This window comes from Citrobacter sp. Awk 4 (assembly GCF_028069725.1).
Taxonomy (GTDB): domain Bacteria; phylum Pseudomonadota; class Gammaproteobacteria; order Enterobacterales; family Enterobacteriaceae; genus Citrobacter_D.
The window spans coordinates 1-18,763 of record NZ_JANEWG010000018.1 but is presented as its reverse complement, the minus strand read 5'-3'; the positions used below and the strand labels follow the sequence as shown (position 1 = coordinate 18,763).

General features: G+C 54.4%; 16 protein-coding genes. 4 read left to right on the top strand and 12 right to left on the bottom strand.

The genetic code is table 11. The features are described from left to right. Positions 1-27: 27 nt before the first annotated feature. Positions 28-1,485, bottom strand: a complete 1,458-nt coding sequence (ansP, locus tag NNO04_RS09730; protein WP_271444480.1) for an L-asparagine permease — start codon at positions 1,483-1,485, stop codon at positions 28-30. A 330-nt stretch (positions 1,486-1,815) separates the two neighbouring features. On the opposite strand from ansP, the gene NNO04_RS09725 reads away from it, so the two are divergent. Together NNO04_RS09725 and pptA are read left to right on the top strand one after the other, a co-directional pair. After that, the gene (locus tag NNO04_RS09725) at positions 1,816-2,433 is read left to right on the top strand and encodes a glutathione S-transferase family protein (RefSeq protein WP_271444479.1); all 618 of its coding nucleotides are present in this window, start codon (positions 1,816-1,818) and stop codon (positions 2,431-2,433) included. 53 nt (positions 2,434-2,486) lie between these two features. Beyond that, positions 2,487-2,714 carry a tautomerase PptA gene (pptA, locus tag NNO04_RS09720; protein ID WP_271444478.1) on the top strand — a complete coding sequence of 76 codons (228 nt, stop codon included), beginning with the start codon at positions 2,487-2,489 and terminating at the stop codon, positions 2,712-2,714. A gap of 4 nt (positions 2,715-2,718) precedes the next feature. On the opposite strand, the gene NNO04_RS09715 is transcribed toward pptA, so the two are convergent. After that, positions 2,719-3,768, bottom strand: coding sequence for a GGDEF domain-containing protein (locus NNO04_RS09715; RefSeq protein WP_271444526.1), 1,050 nt, complete (start codon positions 3,766-3,768; stop codon positions 2,719-2,721). A gap of 148 nt (positions 3,769-3,916) precedes the next feature. After that, positions 3,917-4,486 carry a flavin reductase family protein gene (locus NNO04_RS09710; RefSeq protein WP_271444477.1) on the bottom strand — a complete coding sequence of 190 codons (570 nt, stop codon included), beginning with the start codon at positions 4,484-4,486 and terminating at the stop codon, positions 3,917-3,919. Positions 4,487-4,645: 159 nt separating this feature from the next. On the opposite strand from NNO04_RS09710, the gene nhoA reads away from it, so the two are divergent. Next, complete coding sequence (nhoA, locus tag NNO04_RS09705; protein ID WP_271444476.1) at positions 4,646-5,491, top strand: N-hydroxyarylamine O-acetyltransferase; 846 nt, start codon at positions 4,646-4,648, stop codon at positions 5,489-5,491. 46 nt (positions 5,492-5,537) lie between these two features. Here the strand turns inward: nhoA and NNO04_RS09700 are convergent, their stop codons facing one another. From NNO04_RS09700 to NNO04_RS09670, 7 genes are all read right to left on the bottom strand, one after another. Continuing rightward, positions 5,538-6,440, bottom strand: a complete 903-nt coding sequence (locus tag NNO04_RS09700) for a PhzF family isomerase (RefSeq protein ID WP_271444475.1) — start codon at positions 6,438-6,440, stop codon at positions 5,538-5,540. Positions 6,441-6,517: 77 nt separating this feature from the next. Further along, positions 6,518-7,198 carry a respiratory nitrate reductase subunit gamma gene (gene narI / locus NNO04_RS09695; protein ID WP_271444474.1) on the bottom strand — a complete coding sequence of 227 codons (681 nt, stop codon included), beginning with the start codon at positions 7,196-7,198 and terminating at the stop codon, positions 6,518-6,520. After that, positions 7,195-7,890, bottom strand: a complete 696-nt coding sequence (gene narW / locus NNO04_RS09690; RefSeq protein ID WP_271444473.1) for a nitrate reductase molybdenum cofactor assembly chaperone — start codon at positions 7,888-7,890, stop codon at positions 7,195-7,197. Before narW ends, narI begins: the two co-directional genes overlap by 4 nt. Further along, a complete protein-coding gene (gene narH / locus NNO04_RS09685; protein WP_271444472.1) occupies positions 7,890-9,434 on the bottom strand; it encodes a nitrate reductase subunit beta in 1,545 nt (514 codons plus the stop codon). Before narH ends, narW begins: the two co-directional genes overlap by 1 nt. Beyond that, a complete protein-coding gene (locus NNO04_RS09680; protein ID WP_271444471.1) occupies positions 9,431-13,171 on the bottom strand; it encodes a nitrate reductase subunit alpha in 3,741 nt (1,246 codons plus the stop codon). The genes narH and NNO04_RS09680 overlap by 4 nt, the downstream gene beginning before the upstream one ends. 42 nt (positions 13,172-13,213) lie before the next feature. Next, positions 13,214-14,599, bottom strand: a complete 1,386-nt coding sequence (locus NNO04_RS09675; RefSeq protein WP_271444470.1) for a NarK family nitrate/nitrite MFS transporter — start codon at positions 14,597-14,599, stop codon at positions 13,214-13,216. Between the two features lie 213 nt (positions 14,600-14,812). Continuing rightward, a complete protein-coding gene (locus tag NNO04_RS09670) occupies positions 14,813-15,391 on the bottom strand; it encodes a TetR family transcriptional regulator (protein ID WP_271444469.1) in 579 nt (192 codons plus the stop codon). A gap of 118 nt (positions 15,392-15,509) precedes the next feature. Here NNO04_RS09670 and NNO04_RS09665 point away from each other — a divergent pair, with 118 nt between their 5' ends. Further along, positions 15,510-16,997 carry an MFS transporter gene (locus NNO04_RS09665; protein ID WP_271444468.1) on the top strand — a complete coding sequence of 496 codons (1,488 nt, stop codon included), beginning with the start codon at positions 15,510-15,512 and terminating at the stop codon, positions 16,995-16,997. A 1-nt stretch (position 16,998) separates the two neighbouring features. On the opposite strand, the gene NNO04_RS09660 is transcribed toward NNO04_RS09665, so the two are convergent. Next, complete coding sequence (locus NNO04_RS09660; protein WP_442870731.1) at positions 16,999-17,439, bottom strand: GFA family protein; 441 nt, start codon at positions 17,437-17,439, stop codon at positions 16,999-17,001. 83 nt (positions 17,440-17,522) lie between these two features. After that, positions 17,523-18,629: a porin OmpC gene (gene ompC, locus NNO04_RS09655; protein WP_271444467.1), complete on the bottom strand. Its 1,107-nt coding sequence runs from the start codon at positions 18,627-18,629 to the stop codon at positions 17,523-17,525. Between the last annotated feature and the right edge of the window lie 134 nt (positions 18,630-18,763).

The following is an 18,763-nucleotide window of genomic DNA, read 5'->3' as shown; positions in this document are numbered from 1 at the left end:
CCACCGGGCATCCATCAAAATTTATGTTTATTTGAGTTCAGCACCCGGTGCATGACGGTGAATTTCCGCAACGCGGTTACGTACGCCAAACCAACCGGCAACCAGCAAAATCGCAATCAACGGCAGGGATGCGATAGTCCAGGTGCCGTTAGGATAGTCAAACGCCATCAGCACCAGCACGCTGAGCAGGAACAGCAGGGTGAGCCAGGAGGTGAACGGCGCGCCCGGCATTTTGAAACTGACATCTGCCGCTTTACCTTCCTTAATCGCCTTACGCAGACGCATCTGGCAGACCACGATGAATCCCCACGACGCAATAATACCCAGCGATGCAAAGTTCAGCACGATCTCAAAGACCTGAGAAGGCACCAGATAATTGAGTAATACGCCAAAAATGTAGACGAAAAGCGTCGCCAGAATACCGGCATATGGCACCTGTTGACGGCTCATTTTCGCCATAAATTTCGGCGCAGAACCGCCCATCGACATTGAGCGCAAAATACGTCCGGTACAATACAGACCTGAATTGAGACTGGAGAGCGCGGCGGTCAATACCACGATGTTCATGATGCTGCCCACATAAGGCACGCCCAGTTTGGAGAAAAAGGTCACGAACGGACTCTGTCCCGCCTGATATGCGTTCCACGGCAGCAACAGCACCAGCAGTACCACCGAGCCGACGTAGAATAGACCAATTCGCCAGATAACACTGTTGATAGCCTTTGGCACCATGGTTTGCGGATCTTTGCATTCCCCGGCTGCGGTCCCCACCATCTCAACGGAGGCAAAGGCAAATACTACGCCTTGCACCAGCACCAGGGCTGGCAACAGACCGTGCGGGAAGAATCCGCCGTTATCGGTGATCAAATGAAACCCGGTGGTATTGCCATCCAGCGGTTGGCCTGAGCCTAAAAAGACGGTGCCGACAACCAGAAAAACCACAATCGCCAGCACTTTCACCAGCGCGAACCAGAACTCCATTTCGGCAAACCACTTTACGCCGATCATGTTCATGGTACCGACAATCGCCAGCGCGCCGAGGGCGAAGACCCATTGTGGAACATCACCGAAAGCGCCCCAGTAATGCATGTACAACGCTACGGCGGTGATGTCGACGATCCCGGTCATTGCCCAGTTGATGAAATACATCCAGCCTGCGACATAGGCCGCTTTTTCACCCAAAAACTCGCGGGCATAGGACACAAAGCTCCCGCTGGTCGGGCGATGGAGCACCAGTTCGCCTAATGCACGAAGAATAAAAAATGAGAAAATGCCGCACACCAGATACACCAGAGCCAGCGCAGGCCCAGCCATCTGTAAGCGCGCGCCAGCACCCAAAAAGAGCCCGGTGCCGATGGCGCCGCCAATGGCGATCATTTGAACCTGGCGGTTCCCCATCGCCTTGTGATACCCCTCCTCGTGGGTATTCAACCAGCGTCGTTTCGCAGCGTGTTGCTCAAGTGAGCTTGCGTTGTCTGTTTGCATTACGTTACCTGTTAGCCTGTCTGTCCGAAGGAATGCAGCTTGCCCGTTCGCTTACTGCCCAAACGATTGCTTCGCTGCACGTCACCGACCTTTTCCCGTTATTCTGGGTAGGGATAAAAATGGGTGGCGCAGCATCCTACCTGCTAATTTTTTATGACGCAAAACCAATGCATTAAAATTCATGAAGTCAGAACAGGCAGGGGATGGCCTCGATTCAGCGAGTGGGCGTTACTGGGAAAATGACCGTGGTTTTAGCCCGTATTCCCGGCCTGAACCCTGCAACCGACCAGGCTGTTCTACACTTAGCGTTTTACGCACTGTGGAGGCGGAATGATGACTGTTTATGGTGTACCTGGTTGGGGATCGGCAATCAGTGAGGTCATGCTGACCCTGGCGGAGATCCCGTATAAATTTGTTGATGTCACCGGTTTCGATGACGAGGGACCACAACGCGATTTATTAAAAATACGCAATCCGTTGTGTCAGGTGCCGACGCTGGTACTGGAAAATGGCGAGATTATGACGGAAACCGCGGCCATTGCGCTGATGATCCTCGACAATCGTCCCTGCCTCGCGCCTTCTGTTCATCACCCGGAGCGCCAACAGTTCCAGCGTCTGCTTATCTGGCTGGTGGCGAATGTGTATCCCACTTTTACCTATGCTGATTATCCCGAGCGCTGGGTTGCCGATGCGCCGCTGCAGTTGAAACAATCATGCATGGACTACCGTAAGTCGCTCTATCTCTGGCTAAACGATCGGCTCATTGCCGAACCGTATGCTTTTGGCGAACAACTCACGTTGCTGGATTGCTATCTGTGCGTGATGCGCAGTTGGGGTCCTGGTCACGACTGGTTTCAGGAACATACGCCGAACATTAGTGCGATTGCCGATGCGGTATGCCAGATCCCGCGGCTGCGAACAGTACTGAAAAACAATGAAATTATTTAATCTTCCCGCTGGTATGCTAGTTTTAAGCGCACACTAACAACAAGGAACCTGCTATGCCGCACGTTGATATTAAATGTTTCCCCCGCGATCTGAATGAAGAAGAGAAAACCGCGCTGGCCACCGACATTACTGCCGTTATCGTTCGCCACCTGCAAAGTAAAGAGAGTTCGGTGAGCGTGGCGTTAAACGAAATAGAGCCAGACGACTGGAAAGCGGTCTGGGACGCGGAGATCGCCCCCCAGATGGATTCACTGATTAAAAAACCGGGCTACAGCATGTAACCGGCTAGCGCGACCAGCGATTCCGCCCGGCCTGTTTTGCCCGATACAGCGCGGCATCGGCCTCTGCAATCGTCTGTTCAGCCATTTTCCCTTTCGCTGAACAGGCGATACCCTGACTTACCGTGACGTTGTCACTTACCGTTGAGGCGGAGTGGGGGATTGCAACCGTCTCCAGACCGGTTTTGATTCTGGCGGCCACCTGTTCTGCCTCCGGCAGCGATGCGCCAAACAACACCACCGCGAACTCTTCGCCGCCGTAACGCGCAACCACATCTTCCGGGCTACGCACCGATTGCATCAACACATCCGCCACCTGCGTCAGACAGGCGTCGCCTTTTGGGTGCCCGTAGGTGTCGTTGTAGCGTTTAAAGAAATCGACATCGAGCATCAGCAGGGTGAACGCGCTGTCATTGGCGGTCGCGCTCTGCAAAATATCCTCCAGCGCGCGTCTGTTCGCCGCCCCGGTTAACGCGTCTCTGTGCGCGAGGGCGTCCAGGCGAGAGATGAGCACGTTGTTATGCTGGTTCTGATACCAGGCTTCATCGAACCAGCGAAGCAGGATAACGCGCCCGCCGAGCATAATCAGCGTGAAGATGATCCAAATGACGGCAAAATGCGGGTTTATCCCGTGGTTAAGTACGACACTGGCCACCGGCACCGTGAACCACAGCGGTATCACGTAGGAGAGTAACGAGGGGGTGTGGAAATAGAGTGCGGCGACGGCACTGAGCAGCAAAACGGAACACAATGGATAGGCCAGCGGTAATTGCCACTGGTCGATGAAATAGAAGCAGCACCAGGACCAGAACAGGCTCAGCAATACCAGTAATCCCTGATATAGCCACGATTTCCGGCGTGGCGAGAAAATCAGAATGACGCTGATAAGGACAATCCCCAGTACCGCGGCGTCGATGGATTCAAGGAGGCTTTTCTGTGCCTGATACAGGGTCTGCGCATCTGCAAACAGCGCGTTACGAAACAAGATCATTAGCGCAAAGCTGATATTCACAAAGGCGAACCACGGCAGGCTGATCGCCATTCCGCGCTCAACCATATCTTCACGTTTGGCCCAGACAGTCCAGGTGGGTTTTCTGTTATTTGGCGTCATAAACTTCATATTTGTAAAACGGGCGGAAAACCCCGCCCCAGGAAGTGAGAGTGGTGGTGTAACCATCGTGAAGCAGAATTCAAATTTATGGCGTTCACGCCGCAGTGACCCGTTTCCCGCTGGTGATAAAGGTGCCGGCACCTAAATGGTGCAGAGTATTGAGTTTATCGTCGTCAAATTGCCAGCGACCTTCCACAAAAACGCGTTCGTCGGCAGAGGCCGAAACCACCTCGCCAAACAGCGTATCGTATTTGTCCTGCGCGGATGTTGCAGGCAACAGCCGACACTCCATCCAGGCCAGACATTTTTCTTCAATCAGCGGTAATCCGAGCACCGGACCTTTTACCACCGGGATCCCGTAGCAGTTGAATTTGTCTTCCACGCGCCCTGAAACGCTGCCTACCGCATAGGTCCAGTTGGTGGCAGCCACCCCAGGGACAACAATGCCAAACATGCCGCTGCGCTCAATCAGTTCGCGCGACCACGCGCTTTTATCGACCACAATCGCGATACGCGGCGGCTCAAACTCAACCGGCATCGACCACGCCGCCGCCATCACGTTGCGGCGTTCAGTATGGATATCCCGACTGGTTATCAGAATCGTCGGGCCATGATTTAACAGTCGGCAGGCATGTGTTAACTCAACAGGGCGAAAACGGCTCATGGCAGATCCTCAGCAAGATGAAAAGCGTAACGGGAATAGTATTGATATTAACGGGATTAGCGATTTTGTCGCCCCGTAGCCACCATTCACCGCACAAAATCGCCTGTGCTACAGCAAAAATACGTTATAAATACAGGATGCTATCAACAGGAATGCCCAATGACGCCTTTTTTACACGCTTATTTTGCCCGCCTGGGTTGGTCAGCCACGGCTGAAGTCAACATTGAGACTCTGCGGGCGCTGCATTTGCATCACAACAGCGCCATCGTGTTTGAAAACCTCGATGTGCTGTTACCGCGAGAAATACAGCTGGACGATCAGTCGCTGGAAGAAAAATTGATCGTCGCACGTCGTGGCGGATACTGCTTCGAACAAAATGGTGTTTTTGAACGGGCATTACGTGAGATGGGATTCACCGTCCGCAGTTTACTGGGCAGAGTGGTGCTGGCGAATCCGGCGAGTATGCCGCCACGCACGCATCGCCTGCTACTGGTTGAGTTAGAGGGCGAACCGTGGATTGCCGACGTGGGCTTTGGTGGGCAAACGCTGACCGCGCCGATCCGTTTACAGGACGGGCTTGAACAGCAGACGCCTCACGGGGAATACCGTCTGCTTCAGGAAGGCGACGCGTGGGTTTTGCAGTTCCGTCATCATGACCACTGGCAAGCCATGTACTGTTTCGATCTCGGCATACAGCATCAAAGCGATTATGTGATGGGCAACTTCTGGTCGGCGCACTGGCCGCAATCGCATTTCCGTCACCATCTGTTGATGTGTCGCCATCTGCCGGACGGCGGGAAACTAACGCTGACCAACTTCCACTTTACTCACTACCAAAATGGGCACGCGATAGAGCAGATCAACTTACCTGATGTGGCAAGCTTATACGCGCTGTTGCAGACGCGGTTTGGGTTGGGCGTTGACGATGCGAAGCATGGTTTTACCGAGGCGGAACTGGCGGCGGTGATGTCGGCCTTTGACACCCATCCGGAAGCGGGAAAATAATTGCGGCAGCCTCCGCCGAAGAGTCATGCCCTCCGGCGGAGAAACACTACAGGTCAATCGCCCATTCGGCGCTAAATAAGATCACCGCCGTGCCGGAAATCGTGACTTTTTCCGGCTGATTATCGCGGATAGTGACGTTCACATCGACGACGCCATCGCGTCCCAGCGCACGTCCCTGATGCCCCAGAACACGCAACGTTTTGCCGTCGTGTTCCATCACATTGTGATGCACCAGCCATGCCCCCATTGGACCATTCGCATTGCCTGTCACCGGGTCTTCAACAATCCCGATCGCGGGGGAGAACATGCGTCCATCAGTCTCATTTTTGCCACTGCGGATCTGGAACGGAAAAAAGCCGTTGCAGCCAATCTGCTGACTGATGGCTATCAGTGCTGCAAGATCAGGGGAAAGGGCATCAATATCGATCTCCGGTTTCAGCGGGATCATCACTTTCGAATGTCCCGTGGTCGCCACCTGAATGGGCAAGCCGGGGAGGATATCGTCTTCACCAAGGTGGAATGCGTGGATAATGGCGGCGCGTGTTTCCCCTTCAAGCGGTGGCTCAAAGCCTGGCGTACCTTGTTCCAGCGTGATGCGATAGCCGTTTTCTTGCGCAAGAATATCGACCCGGTGACGTCCGGCGAGCGAGCGTTGCCAGACGGTACCATTCCCCAATCCCAGTACGCTGGCGCGAACATAATGCGCCGCAATGGTCGCATGGCCACAAATAGGCACTTCAACCGTTGGCGTAAAGTAACGAATGCGCACATCGCAGTCGTCGCAGACGTCGCTTTTTAAGACGAATGCCGTTTCACTGTGGCGTAGTTCGCGGGCGATAAGCTGCATTTGCGCGTCGCTGAGTCCATCAGCATGTAACACGACGCCCGCGGAGTTACCGCGAAACGGTACGGAGGTGAAAGCATCAACATGATAAACCTGGGGTTTCATTCGGTTCTCCTGAGGTCGGAGAACCATCATAACGCGCCAGCCGCCGGAAAGTGAAGGCTATCCGGCGGCTCAGAGGATTAGCGACGTGAGCGGACAATCTGGTAGCGGCGCGTGAAGTATTCAAACGGCGCGCTCCAGACGTGGACCAGACGGGTAAAGGGAAAGATCAGGAAGATAGTCATTCCCAGCACCAGATGCGCCCGGAAGACCAGTGCTACACCGTCCAGATGCGCAGACGCTCCGCCCTGGAAAGTCACCACTGACTGCGCCCAACCGACCAGTTTCAGCATTTCGCTGCCGTCCGGGTGCTGGGCGGAAAAGGGGATCGATATGAGACCCAGAATGCACTGAAACAGCAGGATGCAGAGGATGAGAATATCAGCGGTGGAAGAGGTCGCGCGAATTCGGGGATTGGTCAGGCGGCGAACCAGCAAACCTGCACCGCCCACCAATGTCAGCACGCCGCAAAGACCGCCAGCAATCATCGCCATTTGCTGTTTCACCGCAATGGGCAGAAACCAGGCGTACATCCAGTGCGGGGTTAACATCCCGAACAGGTGCCCGAAGAAAATCCCCAGAATGCCGATATGGAACAGATTCGACCATAACACCATACCGCGTTTATCCAGCATTTGGCTGGAGGAGGCGCGCCAGGTGTACTGCCCGTAATCGTAGCGTAACCAACTGCCGAGGATAAACACCGTACCGCACAAGTAAGGGTAGATATCGTAAAAAAAGACGTTCAGGTACTGTATCATTTCGGACCTCCCGAACTGACGTCAACGTACTGTGGCGCCACGTCCTGGCTAAAGCGTCGTTGATAATGTTGTAGCGGTGAACTGTCACAGGTGGTGGCGTTATCTTCGATAAACTTCACCTGTTCTTCTTCCCACACTGCGTCCAGCGCCTGACGCGTGTCATCGCGCGTTTCACCGCTGACCTGTTTAGTGACGCTGTCACTTGATAACGGGCTGCCTGCCAGAACAAGCAACGCATCAAACAGGTGATACCACGGGGTTTCGCGCTGTTTTAAGCGCCCGCCCAGTAAAGCCAGAATAGGGGCGACATTCTGTAATCCTTCTTTGGCCTCGGCCTCCGGCAAAATGCTCAGGTACTCCAGATAGAGTGGAAGATGGTCCGGTAATTCCCGGCAGTTGAGCTGTAGTCCGACTTTTTCATACTGCGCCAGCAGATCCACCATCGCCTGACCCCGGTCACGAGATTCCGCATGAACATGCTCAAACAGCAGTAGCGACGTTGCGCGACCACGATCAAACACTTCGCACCATTGCGCCTGTTTCTCGAGCAACGGTGCGTTGAGCAGCTCCTCCGCGAAGTCGCTCAGCATCGGCGCTTCATTGCGGACCAGCGCAATGGCGTCCTCCCGACACTCCCAAAGAAACTCATCGGGATATTCCATTAGTAGCCCAATCACTTTGAGAATTTGCATTATTCGCCCTCCGCTTTGTCGCGCACTTCCGTGACATCGATGGCGTCGATTCGGCTGCTGTTAAACAGGTTGAATTTGGTGTCTGAGCCGTGGCAGCCGTCGCCAAAGGTGAAACCGCAACCGTTTTTCTCCGGGAAGGCGTCACGTGCCATTTCCCGGTGGCTGGTTGGGATCACGAAACGGTCTTCATAGTTAGCGATCGCCAGATAGCGGTACATCTCTTCCACTTGTTCCACGCTTAAGCCCACCTCCTCAATCGCGCGGGTGTCCGTTACGCCTTCGACGGTTTGCGAGCGTTTGTAATGGCGCATCGCCATCATTCGTTTCAGGGCGCGCAGCACGGGACCGGTGTCGCCCGCGCTGAGCATATTGGCGAGATATTGCACCGGGATGCGCAAACTTTCGACGGCGGGCAGGATACTGTCGGTCTGCGGTAATCCACCGGCATCGGCATACGACTGAATGGGTGACAACGGCGGAACGTACCAGACCATCGGCAGGGTGCGGTATTCCGGGTGCAGCGGCAGCGCCAGCTTCCAGTCCATCGCCATCTTGTAGACCGGCGAGCGCTGCGCAGCCTCAATCACGTTGTGTGGTATTCCCTGTTTCAGCGCCTCTTCAATCACCGCCGGATCGTTGGGGTTGAGGAACACATCGCACTGGCGCTCATAGAGATCGGTTTCATGTTCGGTGCTGGCGGCCTCTTCGATACGATCGGCATCGTAGAGCAACACCCCTAGGTAACGGATACGGCCAACGCAGGTTTCCGAACAGACGGTCGGCTGGCCCGATTCAATCCGCGGATAACAGAAAATGCATTTCTCAGATTTGCCGCTCTTCCAGTTAAAGTAGATTTTTTTGTACGGGCAGCCGCTGATGCACAGACGCCAGCCGCGACATTTGTCCTGGTCGATCAAGACAATGCCGTCTTCTTCACGTTTGTAAATCGCGCCGCTCGGACAGGTGGCCACACAACTGGGGTTCAGGCAGTGTTCGCACAGCCGCGGCAGATACATCATGAAGGTGTTTTCAAACTGACCGTACATCTCCTTCTGGATCTTGTCGAAGTTGCGGTCACGGGCGCGTTTCTCAAATTCCCCGCCGAGCAGTTCTTCCCAGTTTGGCCCCCAGATAATCTTGTCCATCCGCTTGCCGTCAATCAGCGAACGCGGGCGGGCAGTGGGCTGATTTTTGCTCTCAGGCGCGCTATGAAGATGCTGGTAATCGTAGGTGAACGGCTCGTAGTAATCATCGATTTGCGGGATCACCGGGTTGGCGAAGATTTTCGTGATGACGCCCATCTTACCGCCCAGACGCGGCCTGATCTTACCGTTGACGTCGCGCACCCAGCCGCCTTGCCACTCCTCCTGATCTTCCCAGTTCTTTGGATAACCGATACCCGGTTTGGTCTCCACGTTGTTAAACCACGCGTATTCCATGCCTTCACGTCCGGTCCAGACGTTTTTACAGGTCACCGAGCATGTGTGGCAACCGATGCACTTATCAAGATTGAGGACCATGCCAACCTGCGAACGTATTTTCATTTTTTCGCCTCCTGTACCTGATCCCGACCTTCATCATCCAGCCAGTTAACCTGCTTCATTTTGCGGATCATGATGAATTCATCGCGGTTCGAACCGACCGTGCCGTAGTAGTTAAAGCCGTATGCCAGTTGGGCATAGCCGCCAATCATGTGCGTCGGTTTCGGGCACACGCGCGTTACTGAGTTGTGGATACCGCCGCGCATGCCAGTGACTTCCGAGCCGGGAATATTCATGATGCGTTCCTGCGCGTGGTACATCATGGTCATCCCCGGAGGAACGCGCTGGCTCACCACCGCGCGGGCGGTCAGGGCGCCGTTGGCGTTAAAGGCCTCAATCCAGTCGTTGTCTTCGATACCCAACTCTTTGGCGTCGGTCTCACTGAGCCAGACAATCGGCCCGCCGCGCGACAGCGTCAGCATCAGCAGGTTTTCGCTGTAGGTCGAGTGAATGCCCCATTTCTGGTGTGGCGTCAGGAAATTGAGCGCCTTTTCGGGGAAGCCGTTAGGGGGGATCTCCCGCATCGCGCTGACGCTGCGGGTGTCGATAGGCGGTCGGTACGCCACCAGACTTTCACCAAACGCCCGCATCCAGGTGTGATCCTGATACAACTGTTGACGACCCGAGAGCGTGCGCCACGGGATCAACTCATGGACGTTGGTGTAACCGGCGTTGTAGGAGACATGTTCGCTTTCAAGCCCGGACCAGGTTGGGCTGGAAATAATCTTACGCGGCTGCGCCTGAATATCATGAAAGCGAATTTTCTCGTCTTCTTTGTTGAGCGCCAGATGGCTATGTTCACGACCGGTCATGGCGCCTAACGCCTTCCAGGCCTTCACCGCGACCTGGCCGTTGGTTTCCGGCGCCAGCGCCAGGATCACTTCAGAGGCATCGATGGCGGTATCGATCAACGGACGACCTTTCGCCGGGCCGTCCAGCTTGGTGTAATTCAGTTTGCCGAGGAAGTCGACCTCCGTTTGCGTGTTCCAGGAGATGCCTTTACCGCCGTTGCCCAGTTTGTCCATCAACGGTCCGAGTGAAGTAAAACGCTCGTAAGTGGCCGGATAGTCACGTTCAAGCACCGCAATATTGGGGGCGGTTTTTCCAGGAATGAGATCACATTCGCCTTTACGCCAGTCCTGGATATCAAAGGGTTGTGACAATTCTGCCGGAGAGTCGTGTTGCAGCGGTTGCAGCACCACATCGGTTTCTTTGCCAAGATGCCCGACGCACACCTCTGAGAACGATTTGGCGATTCCCTTGTAGATCTCCCAGTCGCTTTTCGATTCCCAGGCCGGGTCCACGGCGGCCGATAAAGGATGAATAAACGGATGCATATCCGAGGTATTCATGTCGTCTTTTTCATACCAGGTCGCGGTCGGCAGCACGATGTCGGAAAACAGGCAGGTACTGGACATCCGAAAATCGAGCGTTACCAGCAGGTCAAGCTTGCCTTCAATCGCAGCGGACTGCCATTCGACCTCTTCAGGCTTGATCCCTTCATGCGAACCCAATGCTTCGCCCTGAATACCGCTCTCGGTGCCCAGCAGGTATTTGAGCATGTACTCGTGGCCTTTACCCGAGGAGCCAAGCAGGTTTGAACGCCAGACGAAGAGATTGCGCGGATGGTTTTTACCGCTGTCCGGCTGCTCGCAGGCGAAACGAATTTCACCGGATTTGAGCGCCTGGATGGTGTACTGCGCAGGGGATAATCCGGCCTGGTCCGCTTTGGCTTTCAGGGTCAACGGGTTGAGATTGAGCTGAGGGGCGGAAGGCAGCCAGCCCATGCGTTCTGCCCGGACGTTGAAATCGATCAGATGCCCGGTAAATTTCGTGGCGTCCGCTAATGGTGAGAGCAGCTCCTGCGCCGTCAGTTTTTCATAGCGCCACTGACTGGAGTGATTGTAGAAAAATGAGGTGCTGTTCATCTGGCGCGGCGGCCGGTTCCAGTCCAGCGCGAACGCCAGCGGGAGCCAGCCGGTTTGCGGGCGCAGTTTCTCTTGTCCGACATAGTGCGCCCAGCCGCCGCCGCTTTGCCCGACGCAGCCGCAGAAGACCAGGATGTTGATCATTCCCCGGTAGTTCATGTCCATGTGATACCAGTGGTTCACCCCGGCACCGAGAATAATCATCGACCGTCCGTGGGTTTTGTGCGCGGTATCGGCAAATTCACGGGCGATCTGTTCGATATGACGGCGCGGTACGCCGGTGATCTGTTCGCCCCACGCTGGCGTATAGGCTTTGACCTCGCCGTACTCTTTGGCGGCGCAATCATCATCAAGCCCGCGATCCAGCCCGTAATTGGCCAGCACCAGATCGTAGACGCTGACCACCGGACAAACGCGGCCATCAGCCAGAGTAACCCGTTTCACCGGAAGCTGGCGAATGAGCACAGGCTCCTGCTTCACGCTGCGAAAATGCGGGTTCTCGTTACCGCCGAAATAGGGGAACGCCACGCCCGCCACGTCATCATGTTGGCCCAGCAACGATAACGACAGTTCTGTTTCGTTTCCGGCCGCCAGAGCTTCAAGGTTCCATTTGCCTTGCTCCCCCCAGCGAAAGCCAATCGAACCGTTGGGCGCCACCAGTTCTCCCGCGCTATTCAGGGCGACCGTTTTCCATTCCGGATTATTGCTCTCGCCCAGGGCATCCACCAGATCGGAGGCGCGCATCATACGTCCGGGAACGTAACTGCCGTCGTCACGCGCATCCAGCAGAACCAGCATTGGCATATCGGTGTAGCGACGACAGTAGTTGATAAAGTAGTCGCTCGGGTTGTCGAGATGGAACTCCTTCAGGATCACATGGCCCATCGCCATCGCCAGCGCGCTGTCGGTGCCTTGCTTCGGCGACAGCCACTGGTCGCACAGTTTGGCGACTTCTGAATAATCGGGCGTGATAGCGATGGTTTTGGTGCCTTTGTAACGCACTTCGGTAAAGAAGTGGGCGTCCGGGGTACGCGTTTGCGGCACGTTAGAACCCCAGGCGATGATGTAGCTGGAGTTGTACCAGTCGGCCGATTCCGGGACGTCTGTTTGCTCACCCCAGGTCATCGGCGATGCCGGGGGTAAGTCGCAATACCAGTCATAAAAACTCAGGCAGGTGCCGCCGAGCAGTGACAGGTAGCGGGTGCCGGCGGCGTAGGAGACCATCGACATGGCCGGGATTGGCGAGAAACCGACGACGCGATCGGGGCCGTAGGTTTTGACCGTCCAGACGTTTGCGGCGGCGATCAACTGATTGAGCTCTTTCCAGTTCGAACGAATAAATCCACCGCGTCCGCGTACCTGTTTGTAGCTCTGGCACTTTTGCGGGTCGTTCATGATAGTCTCCCAGGCTAGAACCGGGTCGGGCTGGCGGGAGAGGGCGTCACGCCAGAGTTCGATCAGCCGTTTACGCACCAGGGGATATTTGAGCCGGTTAGCGCTGTATAAATACCAGGAGTAGCTGGCGCCTCGCGGGCAGCCGCGTGGTTCGTGATTGGGAAGATCCGGGCGAGTGCGCGGATAGTCGGTTTGTTGTGTTTCCCAGGTCACCAGGCCGTTTTTGACGTAGATTTTCCAGCTGCACGAGCCGGTACAGTTAACCCCGTGAGTCGACCGCACGATTTTGTCGAACTGCCAGCGTTGGCGATAGCTGTCCTCCCAGTCCCGGTTGGTATGCATAACCTGACCGTGACCCTCTGCAAAGGTGTCACCTTTTTGCGTAAAGTAACGGAAGCGATCCAGCAGTTTGCTCATGACATTTCTCCTGCTCCGATAATGAATACCGCGGAATTGTTGTTATTTTTTTTGTGATTTGCGGCCGTAGACCAGCCAGGTCACCAGCACGCAGACGATGTAAAACACCAGGAATACTTTCATTGCGCCAACCGGAGAACCGGTTAGCGCCAGGGATGAACCGAACGCTTTCGGAATGAAGAAACCGCCCACCGCGCCGATTGCGGAGATAAACCCAAGCGCGGCAGCGGTATCCGTCACCGCTTCACGTTGAGCCTGTTCTTCCGTTCCGCCGTGCAGTTTCACCCGATAAATGGTGATTTTGCGAAAGATCACCGCGATCATCTGGAAGGTCGAACCGCTTCCCAGTCCGGCGGTCAGAAACAGCCCCATAAACACCAGATAAAAGGCGATAAAACTGCCGGAACCCGAACCCGGCAAGGTGAGAAACAGCAGGGCGCTAAACAGGGCCATAAAAATGAAGTTGATCAGCGTTACGCGCACGCCGCCGAACTTATCGGAAATAACGCCTCCGGCAGAGCGCGCCAGCGCGCCGATAAACGGGCCAAAAAAGGCCAGTTTCAGGATGTTCACATCGGGAAATTGTGTTTTCGCCAGCATGGCGAATCCGGCGGAAAAACCGATAAACGATCCAAACGTGGCGAGGTACAGCAGGCTTAACAGCCAGAGATGAAAACGTTTGAGCACCGGCAGTTGCGCGGTAATAGAGGATTTTGAACTGGAAATATCGTTCATTCCCAGTCCGGCCGCAAGGGTGGCGGCAATCAACAGCGGAACCCAAATCCAGGTGGCATTCGCCAGCGACAACAATGACCCGTCAGCTTGCGGGACGCCTTGTACGCCGAGAAACGTGAAAATGGGCAGAAAAATCACCAGCGGCGCGACCATCTGCATCACACTGACGCCGAGGTTGCCTAAGCCGCCGTTAATCCCCAGCGCGCTGCCTTGTTTCGATTTGGGGAAGAAAAAACTGATATTGCCCATGCTCGACGCAAAGTTGGCGCCAGCAAAACCGCATAGCAACGCGATAACAATAAATACGCCATAGGGAGTAGCGGGGTTTTGCACCGCAAAACCGAGCCACAGGCAAGGAATAATCAGAATGACGGTGCTAAAAATCGTCCAGCGACGCCCGCCAAATAAGGGCACCATAAAGGAGTAGGGAACGCGTAATATTGCGCCGGAAAGTGAAGGTAATGCGGTTAATAAAAAGAGTTGATCGGTGGTGAAATTAAAGCCCACTTTATTCAAATTAACGGCGACGGCGCTGAACAACATCCAGACGCAAAAGGCGAGTAGCAGGCAAGGGACTGATATCCATAAATTTCTTCGGGCGATGTGCTTACCTTTGTTTTCCCAGTAAGCGGGGTTTTCAGGCTTCCAGTCACTTAAAAGATAACGATTTTTTTTCTCATTTTGTGGTGCCATATTACCCTCACATGCACGCGTCGTTCATGAAAAAGAAATAATAAGAGGCAGGGCCGCAATGGCTCTTTTTAGAAGTTATTGGGTTTTTTGAGAATATTGTTTGAAAGGATAGATAAGAAAGCGGAACCCCGTGAAGTGAAGGGGGAATATCAGGTTGCTTAAGTGTTACAAAATGTAAATTATGCAGGGCGTGTTGTTAATTCATATTTAACGTCAGATAAACAGTTCTCGTGTAATCATGTGATCCAGATGCCGCTCAAAGGCGGGATCAGCCATTTCTGTCATGCCAAGTGCGTACATACCGTCCAGGCCGCAAACCAGCGCAATTAAACGCCAGGCGATCTCCGTCGCGCTGTCAGTGAAGGTGAACTCTCCGGCCTCACGACCTTGTTCGATCAACCGCACAGTATCGTCGTGCCACATTTTCATCGTCAGCAGATACGCATGCTTAATTTCAGGATCTTTGTCCGCCAGGATTTGTGCTTCCCGCCAGAGTTTAATGTACGGCTCAAAACCGCCGTCGTGACTGCCCAGCATGGCATGAAGACGTGTACGCCAGTTGGCGTTCTCCGGTGCGATGTTGGTATCCAGCAGGGTACGAATCAGATGAATAAACGCCTGTGATTTCAGTTCGCCCGCATTGCTGAAATGGTGGTGAAGTTGTCCGGTCGCCACGCTGGCTTCTGTCGCAATACGTCTCACCGTCATGGCATTAAAGCCTTCCTGTAACGCAACGCGCATGGCCGCCTGCAGAATCACTTCACGACGTTCATCCCGATTTAAATAGCCCATACGCCCCTCACTCTGTTTACCGTGACGGCAGTGTAACAAAAAGCTGGACGTGCGTTCAACTTTCCGTAGGATCGCTAAAGCTGGACATGTGTCCAACTTTGTTTTTAGCGGGAGTTTTATGTTTCGTCAGTGGTTAACGTTAGTGATTATTGTGCTGGTCTACATCCCTGTTGCAATCGATGCAACGGTGCTGCATGTTGCCGCCCCCACGCTGAGTATGACGCTGGGCGCCAGTGGCAACGAGCTGCTGTGGATCATTGATATTTATTCTCTGGTGATGGCCGGGATGGTCTTGCCGATGGGCGCGCTGGGCGATCGCATCGGATTTAAGCGTCTGCTGTTATTGGGTGGCGGGTTATTTGGGATAGCCTCGCTGGCTGCCGCGTTTGCCCATAGCGCCAGCCTGTTGATTGCGGCGCGGGCGCTGCTGGCGATCGGCGCCGCCATGATTGTGCCTGCGACGCTGGCGGGGATCCGCGCCACCTTCTCTGAAGCGCGTCATCGCAATATGGCGCTGGGAGTCTGGGCTGCCGTAGGATCCGGGGGCGCTGCGTTCGGTCCGCTGGTCGGGGGGATGCTACTGGAGCATTTCTACTGGGGTTCGGTATTTCTGATCAACGTGCCGATTGTCTTACTGGTGATGGGACTGACGGCGCGCTTTGTTCCGCCACAGCCTGGCCGTCGCGAACAGTCGCTCAATCTGGCGCACGCTGTCATGCTGATTATCGCCATTTTGCTGTTGGTCTATAGCGCTAAGACGGCGCTGAAGGGGCATATTGCTGTCGGCGTGGTTGCATTGACGTTGCTGGTGGGAGCGCTGCTACTTGCCGCGTTTGTGCGCATCCAGCTGGCGGCCCCGCGCCCGATGATCGACATGCGTCTTTTTACCCACCGCATCATCCTGAGCGGCGTGGTCATGGCGATGACCGCGATGATAACGCTGGTGGGATTTGAACTGCTGATGGCGCAGGAGTTGCAGTTTGTTCACGGTTTAACGCCATATCAGGCAGGAGTGTTTATGCTGCCCGTGATGCTGGCCAGCGGATTCAGTGGTCCCATTGCCGGCATGCTGGTATCACGACTGGGGCTGCGTCGGGTGGCGACAGGCGGTATGGCGCTCAGTGCGTTGAGTTTCTACGGTCTGGCATTGACCGACTTCAGTAGCCAACAGTGGCAGGCCTGGGGGCTGATGGCGTTGCTCGGATTCAGCGCCGCCAGCGCGCTGCTGGCATCAACGGCGGCCATTATGGCGGCGGCACCAGCAGAAAAAGCCGCGGCGGCGGGCGCTATTGAAACGATGGCTTATGAACTGGGCGCAGGGTTAGGCATCGCCATCTTTGGTTTACTGCTGAGCCGGAGTTTCTCGGCGTCGATCATGCTGCCGGGCGGGTTAAACGAGCAGGAGATCGAACGCGCGTCGTCATCAATGGGTGAGGCGGTACAGCTTGCCCATATGCTCTCACCAAATCTTGGCGAAGCGGTTCTCGGGGCGGCCAGACAGGCATTCACCTGGTCGCACAGTGTGGCGTTAAGTAGCGCTGGAAGTCTGTTGTTCCTGCTGGCGGTAGGGATGTGGTTCAGTCTGGCCAGGATAAAACAGCATTAATTTAGTGGGCTAACTGACAGGGGTAATCCATCTCCTCAACCTCTTTACCACTCAGGCGAGCATATTGCCCCGTCAGTCGCCAGAAAGCAGGTTGCGTTTCGGTGTAGATTTCAGCGGCCAGAATCAGGCGGCGGCGATCGACCTCGTTAAGTTCCAGCAATGTCCACGGAATAAAGTAGCGCTCGCTGTTGGTCAGCGTAAACCACAGTGGGCATCCACAACCGGAACAGAAAAACCGTTCTCCACGCGTAGAAGAGGGAAAGTGCGAAGGTTCTGATGACTCTGGCGACATTAGCGGTTGACCGTTGGCTTCCAGATACATGGCAATGCCACCTGACCATTTCTGGCACAGCGTGCAGTGGCAGGCATAGACATCGAGCATTTCGACGTTAACGGTAAATTGACTCTGTCCGCAGAGACAACGTCCAGTGAACGTTTGCACGGCATACTCCTTTATGACCGGTTCAACACATCAAGAAAAGCCAGCCCATCATGGGCTGGCTTTGATTTCAGGTTACAACAAAATTAGAACTGATAGGTCAGGCCAACAGCCACGATGTCATCAGTGCTTACACCAGCGCGTTTGGTGAAGTTGTTGTCATCCAGCAGGTTGATTTTGTAATCAACGAAGGTAGACATGTTTTTGTTGAAGTAGTAGGTCGCACCCAGGTCAACGTATTCAACCAGATCCTGGTCGCCATAAATACCCAGATCTTTACCTTTGGATTTCAGGTAAGCAACGGACGGACGCAGACCGAAGTCGAACTGATACTGCGCAACCACTTCAAAGTTCTGTGCTTTGTTCGCGATATAGTCATCGCCGAACACAGTCATATTGCGGGTTTCAGAATAAGTGGTTGCCAGGTAGATGTTGTTCGCATCATATTTCAGACCAGCAGCCCACACTTCAGCAGTGTCGCCGTCGGCATTCAGAGTGCTGGTACGGCCATAAGCGACCTGACCATCGGTACGGTCAGATTTTGCATAGGTTGCACCAACGCCGAAGCCTTCGTACTCATAAGTGGTAGACAGACCAAAACCGTCGCCATTAGATTCGATGGCATCACGGCCTTTTGGATTGGTAGCGCTTGCGCTATCGTTTTTACCCTGGTACTGAGCAGCAAAGTTCAGGCCGTCAACCAGACCGAAGAAATCGTTGTTACGGTAGGTTGCAACACCGGTAGTACGGCTGGTCATGAACACGTCAGTCTGGGTCCAGGTATCACCACCGAACTCAGGCAGAACGTCGGTCCATGCGCCGATGTCGTATGCAACGCCGTAGTTACGACCGTAGTCCAGGGAACCGTACTGATCAAATTTCAGACCAGCGAATGCCAGACGAGTTTTGTTCTTGTCAGAGCTACCGGTAGATTCGGTACGGTTGCCTTTAAATTCATATTCCCACTGGCCAAAACCAACCAGTTGGTCGTTGATCTGAGTTTCGCCTTTAAAGCCAGTACGCACGTAAGTTTTGTCGCCGTCGCTGCTGGTGTCATCAGAGAAATAATGCTGAGCGTGAACTTTACCGTACAGGTCCAGTTTGTTGCCGTCTTTATTATAAATCTCTGCTGCGTTTACTGCGCCTGCTGCCAACAGGGTAGTCACTGCCACTGCAACTAATTTAAGTTTCATTCTCAATAATCCTTATAATTTTCTTAGTGTGTTTCCTAAACCATTTCTAAACGAACCCGTCCGTCAATGGCAGACCATTTTTAAATTACGCAGTGGTATAAGTTCAATAATAAGTTTCACTATATTACCAAATA

Bases quoted from the DNA above. Each gene is read 5' to 3' on its own strand.
- ansP (WP_271444480.1), bottom strand. From the start codon at position 1,485: ATGCAAACAGACAACGCAAGCTCACTTGAGCAACACGCTGCGAAACGA.
- NNO04_RS09725 (WP_271444479.1), top strand. From the start codon at position 1,816: ATGATGACTGTTTATGGTGTACCTGGTTGGGGATCGGCAATCAGTGAG.
- pptA (WP_271444478.1), top strand. From the start codon at position 2,487: ATGCCGCACGTTGATATTAAATGTTTCCCCCGCGATCTGAATGAAGAA.
- NNO04_RS09715 (WP_271444526.1), bottom strand. From the start codon at position 3,768: ATGGTTGAGCGCGGAATGGCGATCAGCCTGCCGTGGTTCGCCTTTGTG.
- NNO04_RS09710 (WP_271444477.1), bottom strand. From the start codon at position 4,486: ATGAGCCGTTTTCGCCCTGTTGAGTTAACACATGCCTGCCGACTGTTA.
- nhoA (WP_271444476.1), top strand. From the start codon at position 4,646: ATGACGCCTTTTTTACACGCTTATTTTGCCCGCCTGGGTTGGTCAGCC.
- NNO04_RS09700 (WP_271444475.1), bottom strand. From the start codon at position 6,440: ATGAAACCCCAGGTTTATCATGTTGATGCTTTCACCTCCGTACCGTTT.
- narI (WP_271444474.1), bottom strand. From the start codon at position 7,198: ATGATACAGTACCTGAACGTCTTTTTTTACGATATCTACCCTTACTTG.
- narW (WP_271444473.1), bottom strand. From the start codon at position 7,890: ATGCAAATTCTCAAAGTGATTGGGCTACTAATGGAATATCCCGATGAG.
- narH (WP_271444472.1), bottom strand. From the start codon at position 9,434: ATGAAAATACGTTCGCAGGTTGGCATGGTCCTCAATCTTGATAAGTGC.
- NNO04_RS09680 (WP_271444471.1), bottom strand. From the start codon at position 13,171: ATGAGCAAACTGCTGGATCGCTTCCGTTACTTTACGCAAAAAGGTGAC.
- NNO04_RS09675 (WP_271444470.1), bottom strand. From the start codon at position 14,599: ATGGCACCACAAAATGAGAAAAAAAATCGTTATCTTTTAAGTGACTGG.
- NNO04_RS09670 (WP_271444469.1), bottom strand. From the start codon at position 15,391: ATGGGCTATTTAAATCGGGATGAACGTCGTGAAGTGATTCTGCAGGCG.
- NNO04_RS09665 (WP_271444468.1), top strand. From the start codon at position 15,510: ATGTTTCGTCAGTGGTTAACGTTAGTGATTATTGTGCTGGTCTACATC.
- ompC (WP_271444467.1), bottom strand. From the start codon at position 18,629: ATGAAACTTAAATTAGTTGCAGTGGCAGTGACTACCCTGTTGGCAGCA.